Here is a 23,490-nt window from a genome sequence, read left to right on the forward strand (position 1 = left end):
ACCATTTACTTTACTTCAGGTATCTTTTCATATGTATGGAACGGTGGTGGTGATGGTAAAGTCCATTCTAATGTATCTGCAGCTTCACCCCAAGGATTATTCTCACACTTTTTACCAAATTTCAAAGTATAAATTACAGTAAATATAAACCAAAAGGTTGAAGCAATAGAAATCATTGAACCGATTGATGATACATAATTCCACCCCGCAAATGCATCTGGGTAATCAGGAATTTGACGAGGCATACCTGCAAGACCAAGGAAATGTTGTGGGAAGAATGTTAAATTTACCCCAATAAATGTAGACCAAAAATGTAATTGACCCATCCATTCTGGATATTGACGACCTGACATTTTACCAATCCAATAATAGAATCCAGCAAATGCAGCAAATACTGCACCTAATGACATTGTATAATGGAAATGTGCTACTACATAATAAGTGTCATGGAATACTCTATCTAATCCACCATTTGCAAGTACTACACCTGTAACACCACCTACGGTAAATAAGAAAATGAAACCAATCGCAAATAACATTGGTGTTTTAAATTCGATTGAACCACCCCACATAGTTGCAATCCAACTGAAAATTTTAATTCCGGTTGGAACAGCAATTAACATTGTAGCTACAGTAAAATATGCAAGTGCATTTACATTTAACCCTACGGTAAACATATGATGCGCCCATACTACGAAACCTATTACGCCAATAGAGATCATAGCATACACCATTCCTAAATAACCAAATACTGGTTTACGTGAGAATGTAGCTATTACGTGACTTATAATACCAAACCCTGGAAGAATAATAATATATACTTCTGGATGACCAAAGAACCAAAATAAATGTTGGTATAAAATTGGATCACCTCCCCCTGCTGGATCAAAAAAGGCAGTTCCAAAATTACGATCTGTAAGTAACATTGTTATTGCACCTGCTAAAACTGGTAATGCTAATACTAATAAGAATGCAGTAAGTAAAATCGCCCAAGTAAATAATGGCATTTTATGTAATGTCATGCCTTTACAACGCATATTAAAAATAGTTACTATCATATTAATAGCACCTAAAATCGAAGAAATACCTGCAATATGTAAACTTAAAATTGCCATGTCAACTGCAGGTCCTGCTTGGAATGTACTTTTACTTAAAGGTGGGTATACTGTCCAGCCTGTACCTGCTCCTCCACCTACAAAGGCAGAACCGATAAGTAAAATAAATGATGGTACAAGTAACCAAAAACTGATGTTATTCATACGCGGGAAAGCCATATCCGGCGCTCCTACCATAAGAGGAACAAACCAATTACCGAAACCACCAAATAACCCTGGCATGATCATGAAGAAAACCATGATAAAAGCATGCGCAGTTAAAATAACGTTATATAATTGATGATCACCATTAAGAACCTGAATTCCAGGATGCATTAATTCCATACGCATGATAAGTGAAAATAAACCACCTACTAATCCTGCAATAATTGAAAATGTAAGATACATGGTTCCAATATCTTTATGGTTGGTAGATAAAACCCATCTTCTCCAACCAGTTGGACGATGATCATGTGTATCATGATGTCCTACTATTGCATTTACATTTGCCATACTTCTAACCTATACAAATTTAATTAATACTGCTTAATAAGCTATTTTGATTGTAGCTATATTTCTTTTTAGCATCTTCAAGCCATTGTTTAAAATCTTCTTTTGAAACTGCTTTTATTGCAATTGGCATAAAGCCGTGTCCAAAGCCACATAATTGCGAACATTGACCATAATAAACACCTGGCTTTGTAATTTTCATCCATGTTTCATTTGTTCTTCCAGGAACCGCATCAGTTTTTATCCCAAATGCAGGTATAGCCCATGAATGTAAAACGTCAGCTGAGGTAATTAAAACTTTTACTACAGTATCTACAGGTAATACGACCTGATTATCAACCTCAAGTAATCTTATTTGACCTGGTTTTATATCTTCATCTTTGATCATATAACTTTCAAAAGCTATATTTTCTTGCTCAGGATAAATATATTCCCAATACCACTGATGCCCAACTACTTTTAAGGTCATTTCAGATTCAGGTGTTACATCTGAATAGTATAATGTTTTAAAAGACGGAACTGAAATATATAATAAAATAAATACCGGGATAATTGTCCAAAGCACTTCAAGTTTTACATTGTGTGTTGTTTTACTTGGAATGGGATTAAACTTTTTACTAAACCTAATACAAGCATAAACTAATAAAGCTAATACAAATAATGAAACAGCAGTAATAATAACTAATAGTTTATCATGGAATTTATAAAACCTCTCCATTACTGGTGTAGCCGGCTCTTGAAAATATGTTTCCCATGGCCTTGGATAGTCAGCGAATGCAACATTCAAAGCTATCATCATTAATAACAACACAAACCCAATTTTTTTCATCTTAACCCTTGCGCAAACTATAAAAATTTTGATTAATAGACAATGTCTAAAAAATATCATATATTCCGATAAATACAACATTGTTTTTGTTAATATTCAGTTAATTCCTAATAAATGTAATTATGTTTGAAAATTCCATACTCGCTAAAGCTTTCTTAAAAAATGATCTTTCAGAAGAATTTTTAGAGCAAACAACTAAAAATTCATTATCAAATTTTGATGATGGTGAATTATTTTTAGAATATGTAGAATCTGAAAAAATTATACTTGATGATCGAAAAATTAAAACCGCAAATTATTCTGTTTATTCAGGATTTGGTATTAGAGGTGTTATTGATGAATTGGTAACTTATGCTCATTCATCTAAACTTTCACAAGAAGAAATTTTAAATGCTTCTCAAGCTATTATTAGTATGAAGCAATCTAATTGTAGCAATAATTTGTCTCTTAATAATACTAAAAGTAATTATCCAAGATTATACATGGAAGAAAATCCGTTATTAGGAGTATCTTTTGATAAAAAAGTAGAAATTTTAAAGAATATTGATGAATATCTTCGTAGTAAAAATGAACTAGTTAAACAAGTTTCAGCTGGGATAATAGGTGAATGGCAAGTTGTTTGTATTATACGACCTAATGGCGAAAAATTTTATGATTTTAGACCGCTTGTAAGATTAAATATTTCTGCGGTAGTAGGAAAAGACGGTAAACAAGAAGGCGGTTCTGACGGTAAAGGTGGAAGATTTAATTACAATGTTATTCTAAATGAAAATGAGTGGAAATCACAAGCTGATGAAGCTTTAAGACAAGCGCTAGTATGCCTTGAAGCAAAAGATGCCCCAGCAGGTGAAATGCCTGTTGTACTTGGTCCTGGCTGGCCTGGTGTGTTACTTCATGAAGCAGTAGGTCATGGACTTGAAGGAGATTTTAATCGTAAAAAACTTTCTGCTTTTCATAACCTTTTAGGTAAACAAGTTGCATCTAAAGGTGTAACTGTAATTGATGATGGAACAATGCAAGATAGACGCGGCTCACTTTCAATTGATGATGAAGGAACCCCTACAGAAAAAACTGTTTTAATCGAAGATGGAATTCTAAAGGGCTTTATGCAAGACAGGCTTAATGCAAGGCTAATGAATGTTCAAGCAACTGGAAACGGTAGACGTGAAAGCTATGCATGCCAACCAATGCCTCGTATGACCAATACCTATATGTTAGGTGGCAATTCAAACCCTGCAGATATTATTAAATCGGTTAAAAAGGGATTATATGCAGTAAGCTTTGGCGGAGGGCAAGTTGATATTACTTCTGGTAAATTTGTTTTCTCTGCATCGGAAGCTTATTTAATTGAAGATGGAAAAATTTCTCATCCAGTAAAAGGCGCAACTTTAATTGGCAATGGCCCAGATGCTTTAACAAAAATTGAAGCAATCGGTAATGATATGAAATTAGATAAAGGTATAGGAACATGTGGTAAAAATGGCCAGAGCGTTCCTGTTGGAGTTGGCCAACCTACTTTACTTCTAAGCTCAATGACAGTTGGCGGCACAGCGGTTTAGATTATACTTAATATTTGATTTAATTAAATGATTTTATTATATTTCATTTATCACCAGGGGTGCCTTTGGGCTGAGAGAACTTTTAAAGTTCAACTCTAAAACTTGATTCTAGGTAATACTAGCGTAAGGAGCGTGAAGAATATGGTAATTATATTTTTACCATCACTCCATGGTGACATTTTAAACATGGAGTATTTATGGCAAAAATTTCTAAAAAAGATTCTTCAATTTTAATTGCAAATATATTAGACCATTTTGATACAGCAATTTATGGACTACTTGCACCTATTCTTGCTCCTTTGTTTTTCCCAAAATTTATTCCTGAAGTCCAATTAATTTTAGCATATAGTGTTTTAGCTACTTCTTTATTTACCCGCCCATTAGGTGCTTTTATATTTGGAATTTTAGCAAAAAATAGTGGACCTGCTATTGCGCTTACCTATTCTTTAATGGGAGTTGCTATAACTACTTTTTTTATCGGTTGTCTTCCAACTTATGAAACACTTGGTTGGATTGCACCTTTTTGTTTAATTTTGTTAAGAATGATAAAAGGATTATGTGCATCTGGTGAAAGTACAATTGCAAGCCTTTATATTATTGAAAACAAACCAAAAGCAATTTCTGTATCTCATTCAAATTTTTATAATTCAACTACAGTTTTAGGTATCTTACTTGCATCTTTAATAACCGTAATAGTTACAAATTTTAAAGCTAATGAATATTTATGGCGTATACCCTTTTTATTAGGAGCCTTCACGGGATTTATTGCATATCGATTAAGAAAAGAATTAAGATATTTTGAGAAACAAAAAACTAGTATTTTTAAATTCTATTCTTTTTCAAATTTAATTTTTTTATGGAAAAATAAATATCTAGTTTTACGCATTGCTATAATTGATGGCTTTTCTTATTTAACTTATAGCGTTCCTTTTGTTTTTATGAATGCTTTTATACCGCTTATTAGTTCAATAAGCTTAGAATCAATGATGTATTATAATAGCATTCTCCTTATTCTTGATTTTTTATTAATACCAATAATTAGTAAAATAATTAGAAGATTTAAATTTGCGAGTGTAATGATACTATCTTCCTTTATATTTTCATTTACTCTTCCATTTTTATTTTATTATGCGGAAAATTCTTCAATTTACTACGTAACATTTATTCGCATTTGGATAATAATTTTAGGAGTAACTTATCTAACTCCACTAAATGTTTGGTTAAATTCATTATTTAATTCAAATGATAAATATTTTCTAATTGGAATTGGTAGATCTTTAGGATCTACAATAATAGGTCGCTCACTTCCTATGATATGTTTATCTATTTGGCATTTTACGCATAGTATTTTTTTAACTATTTTGTATATAAGCTTACTTGGAATTATGACTTTAATAACGATAATATCTTTAAAAAATGTTTCTAATATTTCTCTGCAATCCAAACTAAATGATTAGGTTGATCTTCCTCAAAAAGAATTACATTAAAATTATTTTCTTCGAGTAGTTTATTATACTCTTCAGGAGAAAAACTATAATAAGAAAATTTTTCACCTAACATATCGGCATTAAGTATTTCGATATTTTCGCTGCCTGTAGTAAACACTACTCTACCAGAATATTTTAACCAATCTGAAAATTTAGCTATCATTAATTCTTGATCATTATGAGGTAAATGAAAAAAACTATCCCAAGCAATTACAACATCAAATTTTTTATCAAATTCAATTGTTCTCATATCACCAAAAATAATTTCAAGCTTAGTTAAATTTTCTTTTGCTTTTTTAAGAAGTTCTTTGGAACTATCAACACCGGTTACATTAAAATTTTTGTCTATTAAATAAGAAGCTATTGGTTCACCTGTACCACAACCTAAATCTAAAATATGTGAATCTTCTAATAAATTTTCTGTCAAAATATCTAAATATATTTTTTCTTTTTCTAAATTTTTTGTACGAGCTAAATCAAAATCTTTGGCAATTTTATCATAATTTTTGCCTTGATCATTTGACATTTAAATTTACCATAATTTAAAATTGGGATTTAATGAATTTTATTATACTTCCCGCAACGTCAATTCCTGTTACAGTTTCAATTCCTTTAAGGCCTGGGGATGAATTTACTTCAATAACCATTGAGCCATTATTTGATCTTAAAATATCAACTCCAGCTATACCTAAACCCATTACTCTTGCAGCGCTTATTGCCATATGAATTTCTTCATCAGTTAGAACAACCGGTTCTCCTACTCCACCTTGATGTAAATTTGCTCTAAATTCACCAGGCTTCATAGCTTTTCTTTCCATACTGGCAACAACTTTATCACCAATTACAAAACATCTAATGTCTGAACCTGAAGCTTCTTTTATATACTCTTGAATAAGGATATTTGCTTTTGCACCTTTAAAGGCATTTATAACATTTTCTGCCATTCTATTATCTTGCGCTAAAACTACACCCACACCTTGTGTACCTTCGAGTAACTTAATAATTAGAGGTGCTCCACCAACTATCCTAATTAATTCTGAAGTGTCTTCATGTGAATGACCAAAAGCGGTTATAGGGATATTAATTCCATTTTTAGCAAGCAATTGTAAACATCTATATTTATCACGTGAATTTACAATGCCTGCTGAAGAATTAGCAGTGTAAACTTCCATCATTTCAAATTGTCTTACAACTGCTGCGCCATAAAATGTTATAGAAGCACCAATACGAGGAATTACTACATTTACATTATCTAATTCTTCTCCACCACGAAGCCAAACTTTAGCCCCTTTAGGAGAAGAACCCATGTAACATTTTAAAGTATCAATAATTCTAATCTGAAACCCTTTTTCTCGTGCTGCTTCGATTAATCTTTTATGAGAATAAAGATTCGGGTTCCTAGCAAGAAGTGCTATATTCATTAATTTATAGATTGTTCGTTATCTTGTTGATACAATTTTGTAAAATCAATTGGCTTTAACATAAGCGGAGGAAAGCCCCCGTCTCTAGTTGCATCGCTCACAATTGCTCTTACAAAAGGAAATAGTAATGTCGGACAATAGATTACTAGGACATTTCTATGAAATTCTTCAGGAATTGTACTTAAATCAAATATTCCTGCGTAAGCTACTGACACTATAAAGATTGTTTCATCGGAATGATTTGTTGCAGTTGCCGTCACATTTAATACAACTTCATAATTATTTTCTTCAAATTTTTGAATATTTACATTTACATCAAGCCCGATTTTTGGTGCATCCTTTTGGATTAAGCTCATTGGTGAATTTGGGTTTTCAAAAGATAGATCTTTTAAATATTGTGCTGTAACTTCAATATCGAATGATTCATTACTATTTTGCATTTTTTATCCTTTAATTTAACTTAACTTCTTCTAAAATATTTTTAAATTCTTCAATTATCTCTAAATATAATTTACGTTTAAATGGTACTATTATTTCAGGTAATTCATCTACGTTTACCCATTTCCAATCTGAAAACTCTGGAACTTCTTTTTGTAGGTCAATTTCATCATCCGAACCTTCAAATTTTATTAAAAACCAAAGTTGCTTTTGACCTCGATATTTCCCATCCCATAATCTTGTCATCAAATAATCTGGAAGGTCATAATAAAACCATATTTTACTTTTAGCAATTATTTTAGCAGTTTTGATTCCTGTTTCTTCATATAATTCTCTATAAGCTGCTTCTTCAGGAGTTTCACTTTCGTCTATCCCTCCTTGCGGCATCTGCCATGAGTCTGTTTTTGTATCTATACGTTTACCTACAAATACTTTGCCTTCTTTATTTGTAATCATAAGTCCGATCCCAGGACGATAGGGCAAAGTAAGGTAGTAATTATTTGTTACCACTACTTTTTCTCTTTTAAAAAATCTTATTTAAACAATTCACTAATATTTACAATACTTATTTTATCATCATCTTTATGTGAATCAATCCAATTACTAATTATTTTGATGGAAATTGGATAAGGCCTTGCGATAGCGAATGCATAACCAGTACTAAGTGCTGTATCATATAGTATTTTCATTCTGGTTTCAATTGCTTCATTTGTTAATTCATAATCTATTACAATTGGGTTAGTTAAATATCTAACTTTACTTCCTTTTAAATTTTTAGTTGCATCAAGAGTTAAGCTATCGCTGTATATTAATTTATATCCCTTCTCTGCAATTGTTTTATAAACGGCTAAAGCTTTATCTGATGAACTAAACTTTTCATTTCCAAAAGTATAAAAACCATTAAGTTTATTAAATTTTTTAATAATATTATTTAAATTATCAAAATTCTGCTTATTAGTATTATAACTTAAAATTGATAAAAAACCTTTATCTTCATTTTTGTAATCTATTGGTTCTAGGGGTAATTCTACATAAATTTCGTGATTCTCACTAACAAATTCATTTTCCCAATAAGGAATATTAGCTGAGTAAGGAGAAATTCCTATACCTACATATGGCTGTAAACTAAAAGCCATTTTTGTTGCAGACTCACTTAGACCAAGATTTATTACTAAAAAACCTATTTTAGGTTTAAATTTATTAACAGCTGCTTGTTGTTGAGATGCTGCTGCATTGGCAGATGTTTCTGTAGCTGGATGCTTATTTGGTATGTTATTACTTGCCTCTCCTTCTACCTTGTTGATTGAAGGTGTTTCAATTTTTATTTCTTCTGCAGTTGTTTTCTCTTTTTCACCAGGCCTATTAAATGCTAAAAACTTTAAGTTTTTTAAATCATATATAACCTTTTGTCCTTCTTTAACTGAAGTTTCATTTCTTACATTTTGAAGAAATATATAAAAATATAAAACATAAACTATACTTATAATAATTGAAAGCCAGGAGAAAAATGATAATATTCTTCTAATATTAAAAATAACTTTAAGTTTATTACTAAAACTACTCATTTCTTCTTTCCTGTAGAGCTATATATATCTATAGTTTTTATTACATCTATTGCTCTTGCTAATTGAAAATCTTGTTCATACATTTCATTTAGTTTCTTTTCTTGCTCTGAAATTTCTTTTTCAGGACTTACCTTTTCAAGATGTCTGTGCAAGGTTGATTCATGGATTTTAAGTTTAGCTGGAGCAGCCTTTTCTATTTTGGCTTGTTCTACATAAATATCCGGGGTTATTCCTTCTGCTTGAATAGATTTATCGGCTGGAGTGTAGTATCTAGCAGTTGTAATCTTCATCGCACCTCCATTACTCATTGGCATTACAGTTTGAACTGAACCTTTACCAAATGATTTTGTCCCTAAAATTATAGCTCTTTTATTATCTTGAAGTGCGCCTGCAACAATTTCAGGAGCGGAAGCTGTTCCATTATTAATTAAGACTACAATAGGTAATCCATTTGTTATGTCTCCCTTTGTAGCTGAGAATTTAAATTCTTCTTCATTATTGCGTGATTTTGTTGTAACTATTTTGCCTTCATTTAGAAAACTATCAGCAACTGCAACGGCTTGCTCTAATAATCCACCTGGATTATTTCTTAGATCAAGGATTAAACCTTTTAGTGGTTTTTTAGCTTGCGATTTTAAAGTATCATACTCTTTTATCATAGCTTCATTGATTTTTTCATTAAAAGTATTAAGCCTTACATACGCTATATCTTCAAATAATTTTGAGCGTGTTGACCTAATTTTTATAATTTCTCTTATAAGATTTATGTCTAGCGGCTCATTTAAACCATCACGAGTTATTGTAAGTTTTATTTCGGTACCCGCTTTTCCTTTCATTTTTTCTACAGCTTCTGTTAAGGTTAACCCAAACACAGGCTCTGTATTAATCCCTATTATGAAATCTCCTGGTTTCATTCCTACTTTTTCTGCAGGCGTCCCTTCAATTGGGGTTACTACTTTTACTAAACCATTTTCCATAGTAACTTCCATGCCGAGTCCACCGTATTCACCCCTAGTGATTTGTCTCATATCTTCAAAACTTTTAGGGTCCCAATAAGCTGAATGTGGGTCTAAAGAAGATAACATTCCATTAATAGCTGCTTCGATTAATTCTTTATCTGAAACTTCAGTAACGTATTCTTTCTTAACTTTTGCAAAAGATTCATAAAATAGAGCTAAGAATTCAGTAGAATTAGTACCTAATATATTTGCTACTGTACTTTTTTCACCTGAAAATTTTGCTAATGAAAAATTTGAAATTAATACTGTAAGGATAATGGTAATGAAAGTTATCGAAATTCTTCTAATATTAAAACTCATAATTTAACTTAACTCTTATATAAATGTTATATATTTTCTCATTTTTATCTAATTATAAAGCATTTCTGCTTTTAATTAACTTTTTTACATTTCTTACTACAATTTAAATTTAACAAATTTTTCATTTTTGTAACTCTATATTGTCTTATTCTTATATCTTGATATTATTGTAAAAATAAATTTATTCAACAGAACTTTAAAAGAAAATTATTTTGTTATTAAGAAATTATTTATGAAAAATTACGCAATTGTTACTTTTTTAATAGTATTATCGATTTTGGGTTTATATTTAATTCAAGATATACTATTCCCTTTTATAATAGGTATAATACTTTCCTATCTCTTTAACCCACTTACCGAATGGTTAGTTAAACATAAAGTTAACAGAAGTGTAGCAAGTGCAATTGTGGTATTAGTTATTTCATGCTTTTTATTATTAATATTAATTAGTTTCATTCCATTAATTGCTGCTCAAGTAGTTTCATTTATTAGTCAAGCTCCTAAATATTTTGTGAACATTAAGTCGTTTATTATTTCGAAAATTTTTCCATTTTCAAATATTATAAGCGAAGAAAGTATCTATAGTTATTTTAAAAGAAATTTGCCAAATTATAGTGATGAAATAGCTATTAATGCTAAAAATAGCTTGATAGGTATTCTTTCTTCAGGCGCTGAATTAATTAATTTTATTGCTCTTATATTTGTGACACCAATCGTTATGTATTATATCTTAAAAGATTGGAATACTATAAGACAATACTCTTTTAAATTAATACCTTTAAAATATAAAGAATCGATAAATCTATTTATTTACGATGTTGATAAAGTACTTTCAGGCTATTTAAGAGGTCAATTATTAGTTATACTTACAATGATTGTTTATTATGTAGTAGCCTTATCGATATTAGGAATTCATAACAGTATAGTATTGGGGATTGCATGTGGAGCACTCACTCTAATACCGTATGTAGGAGCTATATTTTCATGTATATTATGCTCTGTAATAATATTCTTTCAATTTAACTCAATGTCGCCAGTACTTGCATGCGTTCTTATTTTTGTAATAGGTCAAACTATTGAATCAAATATTATTGTTCCTAGGCTTATAGGTGATAAGATTAATTTAAATCCTGTATGGTTAATTTTTGCTATGATGACTGGAGGAACACTTTTTGGTATAACTGGAATTATCCTTGCTGTACCTATAGCAGGCATTGTTGGAGTGGCTTCACGTCATATGACAAAGGCATATATAAAATCTAATTTTTATTTAAACTAAAATTTTCATGTACACCCAATTTTCTTTACCTATTGATATACCCAATATCGATGATTCAGGTTTTTTAAAATCGGAATGTAATAGCTTTGCTTGTAAATTTGTTGAATCCTGGCCTAGTATTCTTACTAATTATTATATAACTATTTTAACTGGTGAAAAAAAGTGTGGAAAAACTACCCTTCTACATTTATGGCAAAATAAAAATAAGGCTTTTGAAATCAAACCTATTAAACATTTAGATAAAATTATTCAATCCCTTGAAAATAATAAATATTTTATTATTGATGACATATTTAGATGGAGTAAACTTCAAGAACAGCTTTTGCATATAATAAATTATGTTGTAAACAACAAAAAACACTTACTTATAACCAATAACTATACAAATTTTAATGAGATATTCAATTTAACAGATTTAGCTTCACGTTTGTCTTCTTTCAATGTTATAAAAATTGAATCAGTCGATAGTTCCTTAGCAAAACAATTACTCATGAAAAATTTTATTCAATATCAAATTAGACTTAAAAAAGAATTTATTGACTTTATTATTGACAATTACGAGCTTTCGTATTCTTTAATTGAAGAGATAAGCAAGAAAATTATTGACTATATAGTAAATAATAATAATAAAAACCTTACGCTAAAAATGCTTAAAGAAATTATAACATAAAAATTAATAAATTAAAAATTATAAAAATGCAAAATCAAAAAAGTGCAAAGATTGCTCTTACGAATGTTGATGTAACTGGTATTGATTGTTTCGCTAGATCATTTTTTATTAAACATATTTTTTTAAATCCTTTTAAATTTAAAAATAAAAAGGATAAAGTTAAAATCCCTATTTTAAAAAATATTAATTTAGAAATAAATCATGGTGAAAAAGTAGGTTTTTTAGGATTTAACGGATCAGGTAAAAGTTCTCTTTTAAAAGCTATAGCAGGAATTTATCCGCAAGAAAGTGGAAAAATAGATGTTTACGGTACAATCTCAGCCATAATTGATATGGGCTTAGGGTTCGATGGTGAATTAACAGGCAGAGAGAATATTAAGCTTGGCTTATTATACTTTAATAGAATAACTGAATATTCAAAAGAGCTCGAAGAACAAGTTATTGAATTTTCTGAGTTAGGTGAAAAAATCGATGTACCTATAAAATATTATAGTTCTGGTATGATTTCGCGCTTAGCATTTTCTATTTCAACTTCTACAGAAAGTGACATTTTACTTCTTGATGAGGTTTTTGCTGCCGGAGACGCAAAATTTGTACAAAAATCTTCTGATTATATGAAACAGAAATTTCAAAAATCTTCTATTTCTATAATGGTTTCTCACGCTGAAAATATTATACGTGAAAATTGTACAAGATGTGTCTTATTGCAAAATGGTGAGATAATCGCAGACGGCGCTACTGATGATGTTTTTAAAGAATATAATAAGGTTAAAATATGATTTCTCATTTTAAGAGAATTTTTTCTAAAAGTTATGTAATTTCAGTATTTTATATAACAAAATTTAGTCTTAGGACTCAGTATCAAAATTCTTTTTTTGGTATTTTATGGTCATTAATTCAACCCCTGGTCTTTGTGGGCGTTACTTCAGTTGTTTTTTCAATTATTATGCGTTTTCCCTTTGCAGATCATCTTATTTACATGACTTCTGGTGTTGTTACTTGGAATTTCTTCGTAAATTCAGTAAATACAGGATCTACCTCTTTAGTTAGAAGAGAAAGTCTATTAAAGAAATGTATAGTTTCTAAAACTATTTTTCCTGTAGCAGATGTTAGCGGCGCATTTTTTGTTTTTACAATTTCTATATTGGTAGTTTTAATACTAATTAACGGTATAATTTTTCATAAACTTTATTTTAGTGTATTATATTTGCCAATTGCAATTTTACCTCTATTTATAACCTGTATATGTACTTCTATTTTACTAGCGTATCTAACACCATATTTTAGAGATATAAGTCATTTAGTAAATGTTGCATTAAACGTTATATTTTGGACTATGCCAGTTGCCTATCCTTTAGAAATAATCCCTGAAGCTAAAAGAATATTTTTTGAATATAATCCAATATATTTACTAATTTCTCCTATACAGGATGTAATGTACTATGGTCATTTCCCAACACCTATAAAATTCTTATTGGCCTTTACAGTAGCAGGTATTGCTTTTTTAATAGCTTTATTTACATATGCAAAATTAAGAAAAAAAGTTATTTACTATCTATAAAATTTTATTCTAAACTTAATAAGTTAAATTTTATTGAGTTTTTAAATTTATGCTATCACAAATTTTCAAGGTAATACGTACTTTTCCTACAATAAATAAAGGTGTTTTTACCAACAAAGCTTCTTATCATTCTAAAAATAAAGAGGACATTCACACAAATTTAGAAAATTTAGATTATAATAATCCTAACGATGTTATAAAAGCTATTAAACTTTTTCCTAAAAATTATAGTGAGATTTCCTCTTCTGAAGCTTTTAAATGGATTTATAAAAATGCAAAACAGCGAAACGAAAATCTTTGGGGTAAGTTCCAATATACTAAATCTTTTACTACTGATAAAAATGTGTCTGCAATTTGTAAAATAGTTATGGATGCAAATGATTCATCTGTCGAATATAGTGATTTAAATGCTAAAGAAGCATTAGAAGAATTACAAAAAGGTAGAGATATATTTTTAACAGATCATACTAACAAATCATTTATAAAAGTTCTTTCCTCTTACTCGGTTGAAGATCCTTATACACAAAAAATTAAATTTATTTTAAAAGAATTATATGAGCTTTTTCATGATGATAAATCCTTAAACTCTAATCATAAAAAACAGGAAATTATTTCAGCTCTAACAAAATTATCACCTAAAGATTCTTATATTTTCACAAGTACTCATAATATTTTTTCTTATACTAATCGTGAAAAAACTGAAGAAAAAAAATGTGAAAATGGTTTGGTCAAAAATAAGTAGATTTATACTTCTAAATTAACTGAAAAAAGGTCTTTAATAGAGTTTATAAAAGATGATTTAACCATCATTACTACTTTATCGAAAGGTAAAAACTCTGTATCTGCACTAGGAATAATAACATTATTTTCTCGTAAAATAGCAGCAAGGGCTATATGCGTAGAATCAATTTGATTAATAGGTTTAAAAGCTGCAAAAGAATTATCTGCAACTTCTACCTCTATAATTTCTACATCTTTTGTTCCAAGCATTTGAATAGAGGTTATATTATCATAATTAAAATGTCTTATAATACTATTAATTGTAATATCACGTGGGTTAATTATTAGGTCAATTCCAAGAGAAGATACTAAATCTGCATAACTATCATAATCATTTATTAGAGTAATAACTTCCCTACATCCTGCCGATTTTGCAAGTAAAGAAGCAAGTATATTTACTTTATCATCATTAGTTAAAACTAGCACCTTATCCGATTCAGTAACTTCAACTTCTTCTAAAATATTTTTATCAATAGCATTACCATTAATAATAATAGTTTTTTGTAAATCTTCAGCTATATAATTTGCTCTTTTTTCTGACAATTCAATTAATTTAACATTATGACGTGAATCATCTTGTTCTAATAGGCTTGCAACACTATGACCTATATTACCGCCACCTATAATTATAATATTTTTCTTACGACTAATTAACCCTGATAATTCACAAATTTTTTCTATCTCATCACTTGCAATGGCAATGCATAATTTATCTTTAGCTTGAATATATTTTATTTCTTCATCAAAAATGTATTCTTCATTCCTAAGCAATCCAAAAATTTTATATTTATTGCTATTAAAACTATCTATAATCTCTTGTTTCAGTATTGGATAACTATCTTTAACTTCTAAAATAAGAACTTTTATTTTATCTTCACAAAATGAGATTATATTTTCAACTCCAGGTACTTCTAAATGATCATATATAGCCTTTGCTACTTCATGTTCAGGAGAAATAAGTACATCGACATTCAAATTTCCTGTCTCATAAATGCTTGACCATTCTTTTCTTAGGTAACTTTGTTGTCGTATTCTAGCTATTTTTAAAGGAATATGGAAAATTGCATAAGCTATTTGGCATATCACGAAATTAACTTCATCTGAAACTGTTACAGCGATAATGGCATCAGCATTTTCCGCTCCTGCTTCTTTTAAAACATTTGGGTGCGAAGCAAAACCATGTATTGCTCTAATATCATGTGAATTATTAATTCTATTTACTACTTCGTGATTAGTATCAATTATAGTTACATCATGCCGCTCTTTCGCTAGATGTAATGCAATGCTGTAACCAACTAACCCAGCACCACAAATAATAACCTTCATCAATTAATCCTGTTATTGGCATTATTAGCTATTTTTTCATCATTATCGTTATTAATATCAGTTATGATATTTAATGATTTAAGTTTACGATGTAAGGCTGATCTCTCCATTCCTATAAAAGAAGAAGTTTTAGAAATATTACCATTAAATCTTAAAACTTGAGCGGTTAAATATTGTTTTTCAAAAATTTCTCTAGCTTCTCTTAAAGGTAAAGACATTAAGCTCACATTATTGTCAGGTCTTTGTATCGCAGCTTTATTAGATATTAATTCATTTGGAAGCATTTCAGCAGTAATTTGTTCGCTATAATTTCCCGGTACCATAATAAGTAACCATTCAATTATATTTTTTAATTGTCTTACATTCCCAGGCCATTCAAATAATTGAAGTGCAGCTACTGCATCTTCAGATAATTCTCTTTTTTGTACGCCAGAAATTTCTGCATGATAATTTATAAAATACTCGCATAAAAGAGGAACGTCTTCTTTTCTTTCAATTAGCGATGGTATTTTTATAGGCATAACATTTAATCTATAATATAGATCTTCTCTAAATCTGCCTTCTTTTATTAATTGTTCTATATTTCTACTAGTTGAAGCAATAACTCTTACATCATATCCTGGTTGCTGTAATTGACGCAAAAATAGATTTTGCATTTCAATAGACATATCAGTTACTTCATCAATATATAAGGTTCCATTATTTGCTTTTGCAAAAATACTGTTTTTATCTGATACAACATTATCATTTCCTGGTTTTTGATTTCCAACTATTTCTTGTTGGAATCTTTCTGATACAAAATTTACAGGATGAAATACTATGAAAGGATATTTAGCTCTTTTAGATTTTTGGTGAATTAATTCAGCGACGAGTCTTTTTCCACATCCTGAAGGCCCTGAAATTAAAACACGACTAGAAGTTTGAGCAAGTTTATTAATTATTGCTTTTATTTGTGTTATATGAGGACTTTTACCTACTAATTGGGGCAAACCAATCTTTTTTTTTAACTCGTTATTTTCTTTTTTGAGATTATAGGTCTCTATTGCTCTTCTTAATATATTTAATAATTTATCTGTAGATAAAGGTTTTTCTATAAAATCGTAAGCACCCATTTTAATAGATTGCACAGCAACTTCAATTGTAGCATGTCCACTAATCATTATGACCGGAATATCTGAATTTTCTGCTTGGATATTTTCTAATACTCCTAATCCGTCTATCTCGCTACCTTCTAACCAAATATCAAGAAGTACTGTACTTATATTATTTTCATTAAATTTTTTAATAGCATCAAGTCCATCTGATGCTACAATTACTTTAAAGCCTTCATCTTCTAAAATATCCTGAACTATTTCTCTAATGTCTTTTTCGTCATCTACAACTAGAATCGTGCTCATATATTTTCCTTATCCAAATTCGTATTATGAGGAATTATTATACTTACAATAGCCCCCATGTTATTACTTAAATTTTTAAAACTTACCATACCATTATGATCTTCTATTATTTTTTTAACAATTGCAAGTCCTAAGCCTGTACCACCGGGCTTTGTTGTCATATAAGGTTCTGTTAGTTTAGGTAAAACTTCGGCATCAAAGCCGCTACCGTTATCTATTATACTTATTACAGTATTTTTATCATCTTGTTCTATTTCAATTATTATTTTTGGATTTTCATTTTTTACGCTTATCACTGATTCAGTAGCATTTTTTATTAAATTTAAAAATGCTCGTGATAATTGTTTTTGATCCCCAATTGTATCGTGGATTTTACTTGCTTTTACTTCAAATGCAATGTTTTCATTTTCTAAACTTACGGTGTTTATAACACCTTTTATTAAATTATAAAAGTTAATTTTTTCTAATTGCGGTAAAGGGATTCTTGCAAAATCTACAAATTCATTTACCATTGAGGTTATGTTTTCTACATTATTTATTATGGTAGATGTACATTTATTAAAAGTTTCTTTTTCGTCTTCCTCAAGATAATTTGTATATTTTTTCTTTAATCTTTCTGCTGATAGCCTTATTGGTGTAAGAGGATTTTTCATTTCATGTGCAATTCTTCTAGCTACTTCCGACCAGGCTGCTTGCCTTTGCGCAGAAACTAAAGCTGTAATATTATCGAAAGTTATAATGAAACCATGAATTTTATCTTCAATACTTTCTACTAAAATATTTAACAATAAAATAATTTTAGAATTTTCAACTATATATTCTAATTCGATATTATTAGTTTGTTTTATTCTTTCTTTTTCAATTTTCTCTAATGTATCTTTTAATGCTGGAATTAATGTTAATATATTAGTATTCAGTTGATGTATTTCATCAATTTTTAAAATTCGCTTTGCTGCAGGGTTAATTAATTTAATATTCTTATCTGTATCTAATGCTATTACACCTGCAGAAACTCCGCTTAATACTTTTTCATTAAATCTACTTTTTTCTTCCAGTTTATCATTCGCGACTATAAGATCGAAATGCTGCTTCTCCAATTGTGAAATCATTTTATTAAATGCGTTTGCAAGTAACCCTATTTCATCACGCGATTCAACTTTTGACCTAACCTTTAAATTGCCAAGTTGTACCTTTTCAGTAACTTCTACTAAATGATTTATTGGCATTGTTATAGAAGTTGAAAACACTAAACCATAGAATATCACTGATAAAGTTACTAAAGTTGCAATAAGTATAAAAATTATAGTATATTCAAGAAATAGCGTGGAAAGGTTGTCCATAAGTATGTTATATTCGCTAGCTGCTCCGTTTACATTATCAATAAATTTTAGAATTTTATTATCAACATATCTTCCCACAAGAACATAGCTATCGAAGAAATTTTGAAGCTTTATAATTGATTTAACTGAATCCCTAGATTTACTGTTTATAATTGGAGGAATTTCTCCTCTTTCCGCCTTAGCAATATCTTCTTTGGGTATATCATCCCATGATTTAATAGTACTAAACTTAGTTGAAGCTACTATTTTTTTTTCCTGAAAAACTACAATTTCTGCGAGCGATCTTACTTTTGCATGCAATTCTAAATGTTCTTTTAATAATTCTCTATTATTGGAATATAAATAAAGTTGTCTATCAATGTCATTTGCTAGGAACAGCACATCTGTTCTAATAGTTTCTTTGTGTTCAGATAAATAAGCATCAGCAACCGCTAATGACTCATTAATAGCTACACTTACCCTTTCATGAAACCAAGCTTTTACACCATAATTTATAAAGGAAACTGATAATAAAGCTATAATTATGGCAGGTATAATGGCTATAAATGTAAAATTTAAAACTACTTTTCTTTGTAGACTTGAGGTTTTAAGGGCTGTTTTTACATGCTTTAAAGATTTTATGCTTAGCCATTTTTTTATTACTATCGCTGACGTAATAATTAGCAGGATAAGATTTAAAATAACTAATGTGCTAATTAATTTTGGATCTGGTCCATATTTATTATAGTTTTTTGCTATAATATAATATGCAAGTAAACCACTTAATGGGGCTATTACAAATATAAAAAAGGATAAATTTTTAGACTTTAGTAAATAATTTAGTAATTTATTAAGTTTATCCATAATTTAGTTTCTAGCTAGTTTTGTTAAGAACTAGCTTGTTTTTAAGCAAATGTAAATAAATTTTTAACGATTGTTAAAAATTATTCATCTTCTTCGTTGTGTTGTCTTTCGTAATTTTCTCTTCTTTCTTGAGCTTCCACAGTTAATGTTGCAACTGGTCTTGCTTCTAATCTTTTAATTCCGATAGGTTCCCCTGTTTCTAAACAGTAACCAAAACTACCATTTTCTATTCTATCCAAAGCTGAGTCAATTTTATCAATTAATTTCTTATATCTATCTCTAGTTCTAAGCTCAAAGGCTGTATCTACTTCTGCAGTTGCTCTATCACTAATATCTGGTTCATTACTGCTGTATTCTTTAAGATGATTAATAGTTTCAAGAGATTCATCTAATAATTCTTGCTTCCAAACTAGCAATTTTTTCTTAAAATATGCTAATTGTTTAGGGTTCATATATGGTTCGTTTTCACTAGGTTTGTAATCTGTTAAATCAATTTCCATCTTTTGCCCTCTGACGTTATATTATGCCTGTTGTAGTATATTTTTTACGTTGATTATTAATAACTTCTAAAATAAAAGTGCTATTGTGTCAACCCCAATAGTATAATATTTTTTAAAAATTTAATGATATGGTAAACTCTTATAATTTTGGAATAAAAGCTGAAGCGCTAGCCGCAGAATATTTACGAAGGCATAAATATGTTATTATTAATAAAAGATATAAAACTAAATACGGGGAAATAGACTTAATAACTTTAAAAGATAATTCTATTATTTTTATTGAAATTAAATATAGGAAAATGTTACTTGATGCTCACTATGCTTTAACTGAACGCCAATGTAAGCGTATTATTAACGCGGCTCAATATTTTTTTTCAGAAAATGAAAATTACATTAATTATGATTGTAGGGTAGATCTAATTATATTTAATTCTTCTTTTAACCTTAAGCATTATGAAAATATTATAAGTAGCGATAATTAAGAAAAATAAGTGGGGACATTCTGTTGCCCGGCTGCCCCCAAGCCGCGAAGAACTATGCAGCTTATGCTGCTACAGCATCTTCGAAAGCCACGTTATCGTTGGCATTTGTAAGTTTCGACCCGTTTCGGCGGTTATCATACCGGGCAAAAGTATATTTTTTTACTACGCACGTCGATACTAATTCATCCCCATATTAATTTTGGTGGAGATGCCGGGTACCGCCCCCGGGTCCGTAGCGCCTATTCTAAATAACGTTTATTGCCATAGTCTTGCGACAGCTTTAATATAATGGTTTTCATGTAAAATTACAAGTAATGTCTTTACTTGAATTTATTTAAAAAATTAACATTTGAACTTTAAGTTGAGAAAGTCTTGAAAAGTTTTTAAAAATTTATTAAATTAATTATATAGTTAAAATAAAAAGTTTGAATTCATGTTTAATAGTGATAATAAAACTGTAGGTGACATATTAAAAGAAGCGAGGGAAAACCTCGGGCTTAGCATTCAAGATATTTCAAATTCTATAAAAGTTAATTCACGTTATATTAAAGCTATTGAAAATAATGAAGTGGAAGGCTTTCTAAATTTAGTTTATTTCAAGGGCTACATTAATATTTATGCTAATTTCCTTAATATTAAAGATCCTTCTTTAAAAAATAAAGTTGATGAATTTATAAGTAATATTTCTGTTAAAGAAATAAAAACTGAAGATACAGAGAATTTTAATAATGAACCTTTTAGATCACAATTTAAATATGGAAAAACTATTTTATTATTTTCATTATTAGTGTTATTAGGAATTTATGAATCTTGGTATTTAATTAAAATAAATAATAGAACCCTTGATATTAAAGATCATATAATTAAATCTGCACAAGCAGTTATTGATGCGGATACTTATAAAAAAACTGCTCTAAATAATTTTAATTTAAAAGATAAAGTAACTAAGCTTTCAAATATTTATAAAAGTAATAATTATTCAGACATACTTTTAAATGAAAATAATTTGATTTTAATTGCTTCTGAATCTACTTGGCTAAAAATTTATGATTCAAAAAGTAGATTACTTACTGACAGACTTTTACAAGAAGGTGAAATTTTCTTTTTACCACAAGAAGAAGGGTTAGTTATCACAGCAGAAAATGAATCAGCGATTGAGTTTTTTAATAAAAATAATTTACAATCGATAAAGGGATTGTATACTCATAACCTAAGTGATAAAAGTTTTATAAAATCCACAAGGTTTATTCCTTCTATAAAAGAATAAAATGAGTAATAAAAATAATAAATATAGTCTATCTACAGACTATTTTCATTTTGTCTTCATCATTTCTTCAATTTTAGTTATTATTTATGCATGGGTAAGTTGGCTTAATTATAATAAGTTAGAAAGTAATTATAATTCAAAACTTTCAGCAGAGTTTAATATTATTGATAAAGAAATAACTCAATCTTTTGATTACATTAATTACATTACAATATTTATCCAAAATCAAATTAGATATTTTTACAATGATATTAAAGAAATCGAAAAATTATTTCTAAGTTTAGATTATGATTATAAAAGCTTAAACCTTCCTTCTATTACATCTTTTTCTTGGGTAAATTTAAATAAAAAAATTATTATAAGTAGTAAGAATGGATATCATCAAAAACCAGTAGATATTAGTTATCGTCGTAGTTTAAATTTAGCATCTAGAAATCCTGGTCAGATTTTTTTTGATCAACAAACTATCGGTACAATTTCAGGCATTCATATAGTTCCAGCAGTAAAAGCTATTACTAATTTTCATAATAAAATTATCGGTTTTATTAGCGTTGGTCTTTCAGTTGATGGATTAACTACTTATTTAGAGAACTCAATTAATTTAAACGAAATTTCTTATATATTGTTTTATGAAGACGGTAGTATAATTACTCAATCATCTAAACATAAAATTAAAATTCCAAAAAACTTTTTTATAGAAAAATTTAAAACATCTACTTTACCGAACCAGCTAGTTTTTAATGATATACATTATAATTTAATAAAAAAAGCATCTCGTCATCCATTTATTATTGCAGTTGGCTATTATCCTAAAGTTGTTTGGGATGATGTAAAAGAAACTTTAAAGTTACAGGTAATTCCTTTCATTATAATGGGCTTTTTATTCGCCATTATTTTATATGAATTTAAACATCGTATATTTAAACCAATATTTGAACTTTCTAAACTCGCTGATGAAATCGCTAATGGAAATATTCATGTAAAAATTACTGAATTCCCTACTTATGAAATTGATAATTTCGCTAAACATTTAGGAAGGATTCAATCTTATATAAATGAGATTATAAAAATTGATACAGAGCTTAGAAAGGCTAAATTAATCGCTGAAAATGCGAGTAAAACTAAATCTGCCTTTTTAGCTAATATGAGCCATGAACTTCGTACACCTTTATTTACAGTAACTGGATATGCGGAAGCTATTAAAGAACAAATTTATGGGCCATTAAAAAATGAATATATTAATGCTGCTAATAACATATATTTAGCAGGTTTGCATTTATTAGAATTAATTAATGATATTCTTGATTTATCAAAAGCCGAATCTGGCAGTATGGAATTAAATGAATCGATTGTTGACTTAAATTTAATATTCGTAAAGTGTATTGAGTTTGTTAAAAAAATGGCTGAAGAAAAAAATATTGATATTAAATTTATAAAAAATGATGAACTAAAATTTGCTTATATTGATGAACTAAGATTTAAACAAATTATTTTAAACATTTTATCAAATTCTCTTAAATTTACTGGTGAAAATGGGCATATAATTATAGAGATTTTAAAGACCTCTTCACATATCTTAATAAAAATTTCTGATAATGGTATTGGTGTTGATCCTAAAGATATCCCTCTTATTTTATCTGAATTTGGTCAAGCTAGAAATGCTTTTGTACGAAACATTAAACAAGGTACAGGCTTAGGATTACCTTTAGCTATAAAATTTATTAAATTACATAATGGATATTTAGAATTTAAATCTGAATTAAACAAAGGTTCAACAGTTGAGATCTATATTCCTTTAGATAGACTAAGAAATAATTTATAAA

At 28.8% G+C, this 23,490-nt stretch carries 22 protein-coding genes and 1 riboswitch; of the genes, 10 read left to right on the forward strand and 12 right to left on the reverse strand.

Annotated elements, in window-relative coordinates; translation table 11 throughout:
- Positions 1-5 precede the first annotated feature (5 nt).
- Both ctaD and coxB read right to left on the reverse strand, forming a co-directional pair.
- Positions 6-1,607 (reverse strand): cytochrome c oxidase subunit I, encoded by a 1,602-nt coding sequence (gene ctaD, locus J0H68_06390; protein ID MBN8828317.1) that lies wholly within the window; start codon positions 1,605-1,607, stop codon positions 6-8.
- Between the two features lie 19 nt (positions 1,608-1,626).
- Positions 1,627-2,433, reverse strand: coding sequence for a cytochrome c oxidase subunit II (gene coxB, locus J0H68_06395; GenBank protein MBN8828318.1), 807 nt, complete (start codon positions 2,431-2,433; stop codon positions 1,627-1,629).
- Between the two features lie 122 nt (positions 2,434-2,555).
- Here coxB and tldD point away from each other — a divergent pair, with 122 nt between their 5' ends.
- Together tldD and J0H68_06405 are read left to right on the forward strand one after the other, a co-directional pair.
- Positions 2,556-3,992 carry a metalloprotease TldD gene (gene tldD / locus J0H68_06400; protein MBN8828319.1) on the forward strand — a complete coding sequence of 479 codons (1,437 nt, stop codon included), beginning with the start codon at positions 2,556-2,558 and terminating at the stop codon, positions 3,990-3,992.
- 45 nt (positions 3,993-4,037) lie between these two features.
- Positions 4,038-4,140, forward strand: a riboswitch (TPP riboswitch).
- Positions 4,141-4,189: 49 nt separating this feature from the next.
- Positions 4,190-5,449 carry an MFS transporter gene (locus J0H68_06405; protein ID MBN8828320.1) on the forward strand — a complete coding sequence of 420 codons (1,260 nt, stop codon included), beginning with the start codon at positions 4,190-4,192 and terminating at the stop codon, positions 5,447-5,449.
- Here J0H68_06405 and J0H68_06410 read toward each other — a convergent pair.
- From J0H68_06410 to J0H68_06435, 6 genes are all read right to left on the reverse strand, one after another.
- Complete coding sequence (locus tag J0H68_06410; protein MBN8828321.1) at positions 5,415-6,005, reverse strand: class I SAM-dependent methyltransferase; 591 nt, start codon at positions 6,003-6,005, stop codon at positions 5,415-5,417. The genes J0H68_06405 and J0H68_06410 overlap by 35 nt on opposite strands.
- 16 nt (positions 6,006-6,021) lie before the next feature.
- On the reverse strand, positions 6,022-6,900 hold the full coding sequence (gene rimK / locus J0H68_06415) for a 30S ribosomal protein S6--L-glutamate ligase (GenBank protein MBN8828322.1): 879 nt from the start codon (positions 6,898-6,900) through the stop codon (positions 6,022-6,024).
- A complete protein-coding gene (gene secB, locus J0H68_06420; protein ID MBN8828323.1) occupies positions 6,900-7,340 on the reverse strand; it encodes a protein-export chaperone SecB in 441 nt (146 codons plus the stop codon). The genes rimK and secB overlap by 1 nt, the downstream gene beginning before the upstream one ends.
- 10 nt (positions 7,341-7,350) lie before the next feature.
- Positions 7,351-7,794, reverse strand: a complete 444-nt coding sequence (locus tag J0H68_06425; GenBank protein ID MBN8828324.1) for an RNA pyrophosphohydrolase — start codon at positions 7,792-7,794, stop codon at positions 7,351-7,353.
- A 77-nt stretch (positions 7,795-7,871) separates the two neighbouring features.
- On the reverse strand, positions 7,872-8,903 hold the full coding sequence (locus J0H68_06430) for a divergent polysaccharide deacetylase family protein (protein ID MBN8828325.1): 1,032 nt from the start codon (positions 8,901-8,903) through the stop codon (positions 7,872-7,874).
- The gene (locus tag J0H68_06435; GenBank protein ID MBN8828326.1) at positions 8,900-10,222 is read right to left on the reverse strand and encodes a S41 family peptidase; all 1,323 of its coding nucleotides are present in this window, start codon (positions 10,220-10,222) and stop codon (positions 8,900-8,902) included. The genes J0H68_06430 and J0H68_06435 overlap by 4 nt, the downstream gene beginning before the upstream one ends.
- A gap of 232 nt (positions 10,223-10,454) precedes the next feature.
- Between J0H68_06435 and J0H68_06440 the strand changes: the two genes are divergently transcribed.
- The 5 genes from J0H68_06440 to J0H68_06460 are packed head-to-tail and all read left to right on the forward strand — an operon-like array spanning position 10,455 to position 14,474.
- Complete coding sequence (locus tag J0H68_06440) at positions 10,455-11,501, forward strand: AI-2E family transporter (protein MBN8828327.1); 1,047 nt, start codon at positions 10,455-10,457, stop codon at positions 11,499-11,501.
- 7 nt (positions 11,502-11,508) lie between these two features.
- Positions 11,509-12,171, forward strand: coding sequence for a hypothetical protein (locus J0H68_06445; GenBank protein ID MBN8828328.1), 663 nt, complete (start codon positions 11,509-11,511; stop codon positions 12,169-12,171).
- A gap of 26 nt (positions 12,172-12,197) precedes the next feature.
- On the forward strand, positions 12,198-12,950 hold the full coding sequence (locus tag J0H68_06450) for an ABC transporter ATP-binding protein (protein ID MBN8828329.1): 753 nt from the start codon (positions 12,198-12,200) through the stop codon (positions 12,948-12,950).
- Positions 12,947-13,732, forward strand: a complete 786-nt coding sequence (locus J0H68_06455; GenBank protein MBN8828330.1) for an ABC transporter permease — start codon at positions 12,947-12,949, stop codon at positions 13,730-13,732. Before J0H68_06450 ends, J0H68_06455 begins: the two co-directional genes overlap by 4 nt.
- 49 nt (positions 13,733-13,781) lie before the next feature.
- Positions 13,782-14,474: a hypothetical protein gene (locus J0H68_06460; GenBank protein MBN8828331.1), complete on the forward strand. Its 693-nt coding sequence runs from the start codon at positions 13,782-13,784 to the stop codon at positions 14,472-14,474.
- 2 nt (positions 14,475-14,476) lie between these two features.
- Here the strand turns inward: J0H68_06460 and trkA are convergent, their stop codons facing one another.
- The 4 genes from trkA to dksA all read right to left on the reverse strand — a co-directional run bounded on the left by trkA (position 14,477) and on the right by dksA (position 19,918).
- On the reverse strand, positions 14,477-15,838 hold the full coding sequence (trkA, locus tag J0H68_06465) for a Trk system potassium transporter TrkA (GenBank protein ID MBN8828332.1): 1,362 nt from the start codon (positions 15,836-15,838) through the stop codon (positions 14,477-14,479).
- Positions 15,838-17,235: a sigma-54-dependent Fis family transcriptional regulator gene (locus tag J0H68_06470; GenBank protein ID MBN8828333.1), complete on the reverse strand. Its 1,398-nt coding sequence runs from the start codon at positions 17,233-17,235 to the stop codon at positions 15,838-15,840. The genes trkA and J0H68_06470 overlap by 1 nt, the downstream gene beginning before the upstream one ends.
- Positions 17,232-19,418, reverse strand: coding sequence for a HAMP domain-containing protein (locus J0H68_06475; protein ID MBN8828334.1), 2,187 nt, complete (start codon positions 19,416-19,418; stop codon positions 17,232-17,234). Before J0H68_06475 ends, J0H68_06470 begins: the two co-directional genes overlap by 4 nt.
- Before the next feature lie 80 nt (positions 19,419-19,498).
- The gene (gene dksA / locus J0H68_06480) at positions 19,499-19,918 is read right to left on the reverse strand and encodes an RNA polymerase-binding protein DksA (GenBank protein ID MBN8828335.1); all 420 of its coding nucleotides are present in this window, start codon (positions 19,916-19,918) and stop codon (positions 19,499-19,501) included.
- Positions 19,919-20,046: 128 nt separating this feature from the next.
- Here dksA and J0H68_06485 point away from each other — a divergent pair, with 128 nt between their 5' ends.
- The 3 genes from J0H68_06485 to J0H68_06495 all read left to right on the forward strand — a co-directional run bounded on the left by J0H68_06485 (position 20,047) and on the right by J0H68_06495 (position 23,489).
- On the forward strand, positions 20,047-20,400 hold the full coding sequence (locus tag J0H68_06485) for a YraN family protein (protein MBN8828336.1): 354 nt from the start codon (positions 20,047-20,049) through the stop codon (positions 20,398-20,400).
- 433 nt (positions 20,401-20,833) lie between these two features.
- Positions 20,834-21,667 carry a helix-turn-helix domain-containing protein gene (locus J0H68_06490; protein ID MBN8828337.1) on the forward strand — a complete coding sequence of 278 codons (834 nt, stop codon included), beginning with the start codon at positions 20,834-20,836 and terminating at the stop codon, positions 21,665-21,667.
- Position 21,668: 1 nt separating this feature from the next.
- Positions 21,669-23,489: a hypothetical protein gene (locus J0H68_06495; GenBank protein ID MBN8828338.1), complete on the forward strand. Its 1,821-nt coding sequence runs from the start codon at positions 21,669-21,671 to the stop codon at positions 23,487-23,489.
- The last annotated feature ends 1 nt before the right edge of the window (position 23,490 follow it).

It is taken from the genome of Sphingobacteriia bacterium (assembly GCA_017304685.1).
GTDB lineage: Bacteria > Pseudomonadota > Alphaproteobacteria > Rickettsiales > 33-17 > JAFKLR01.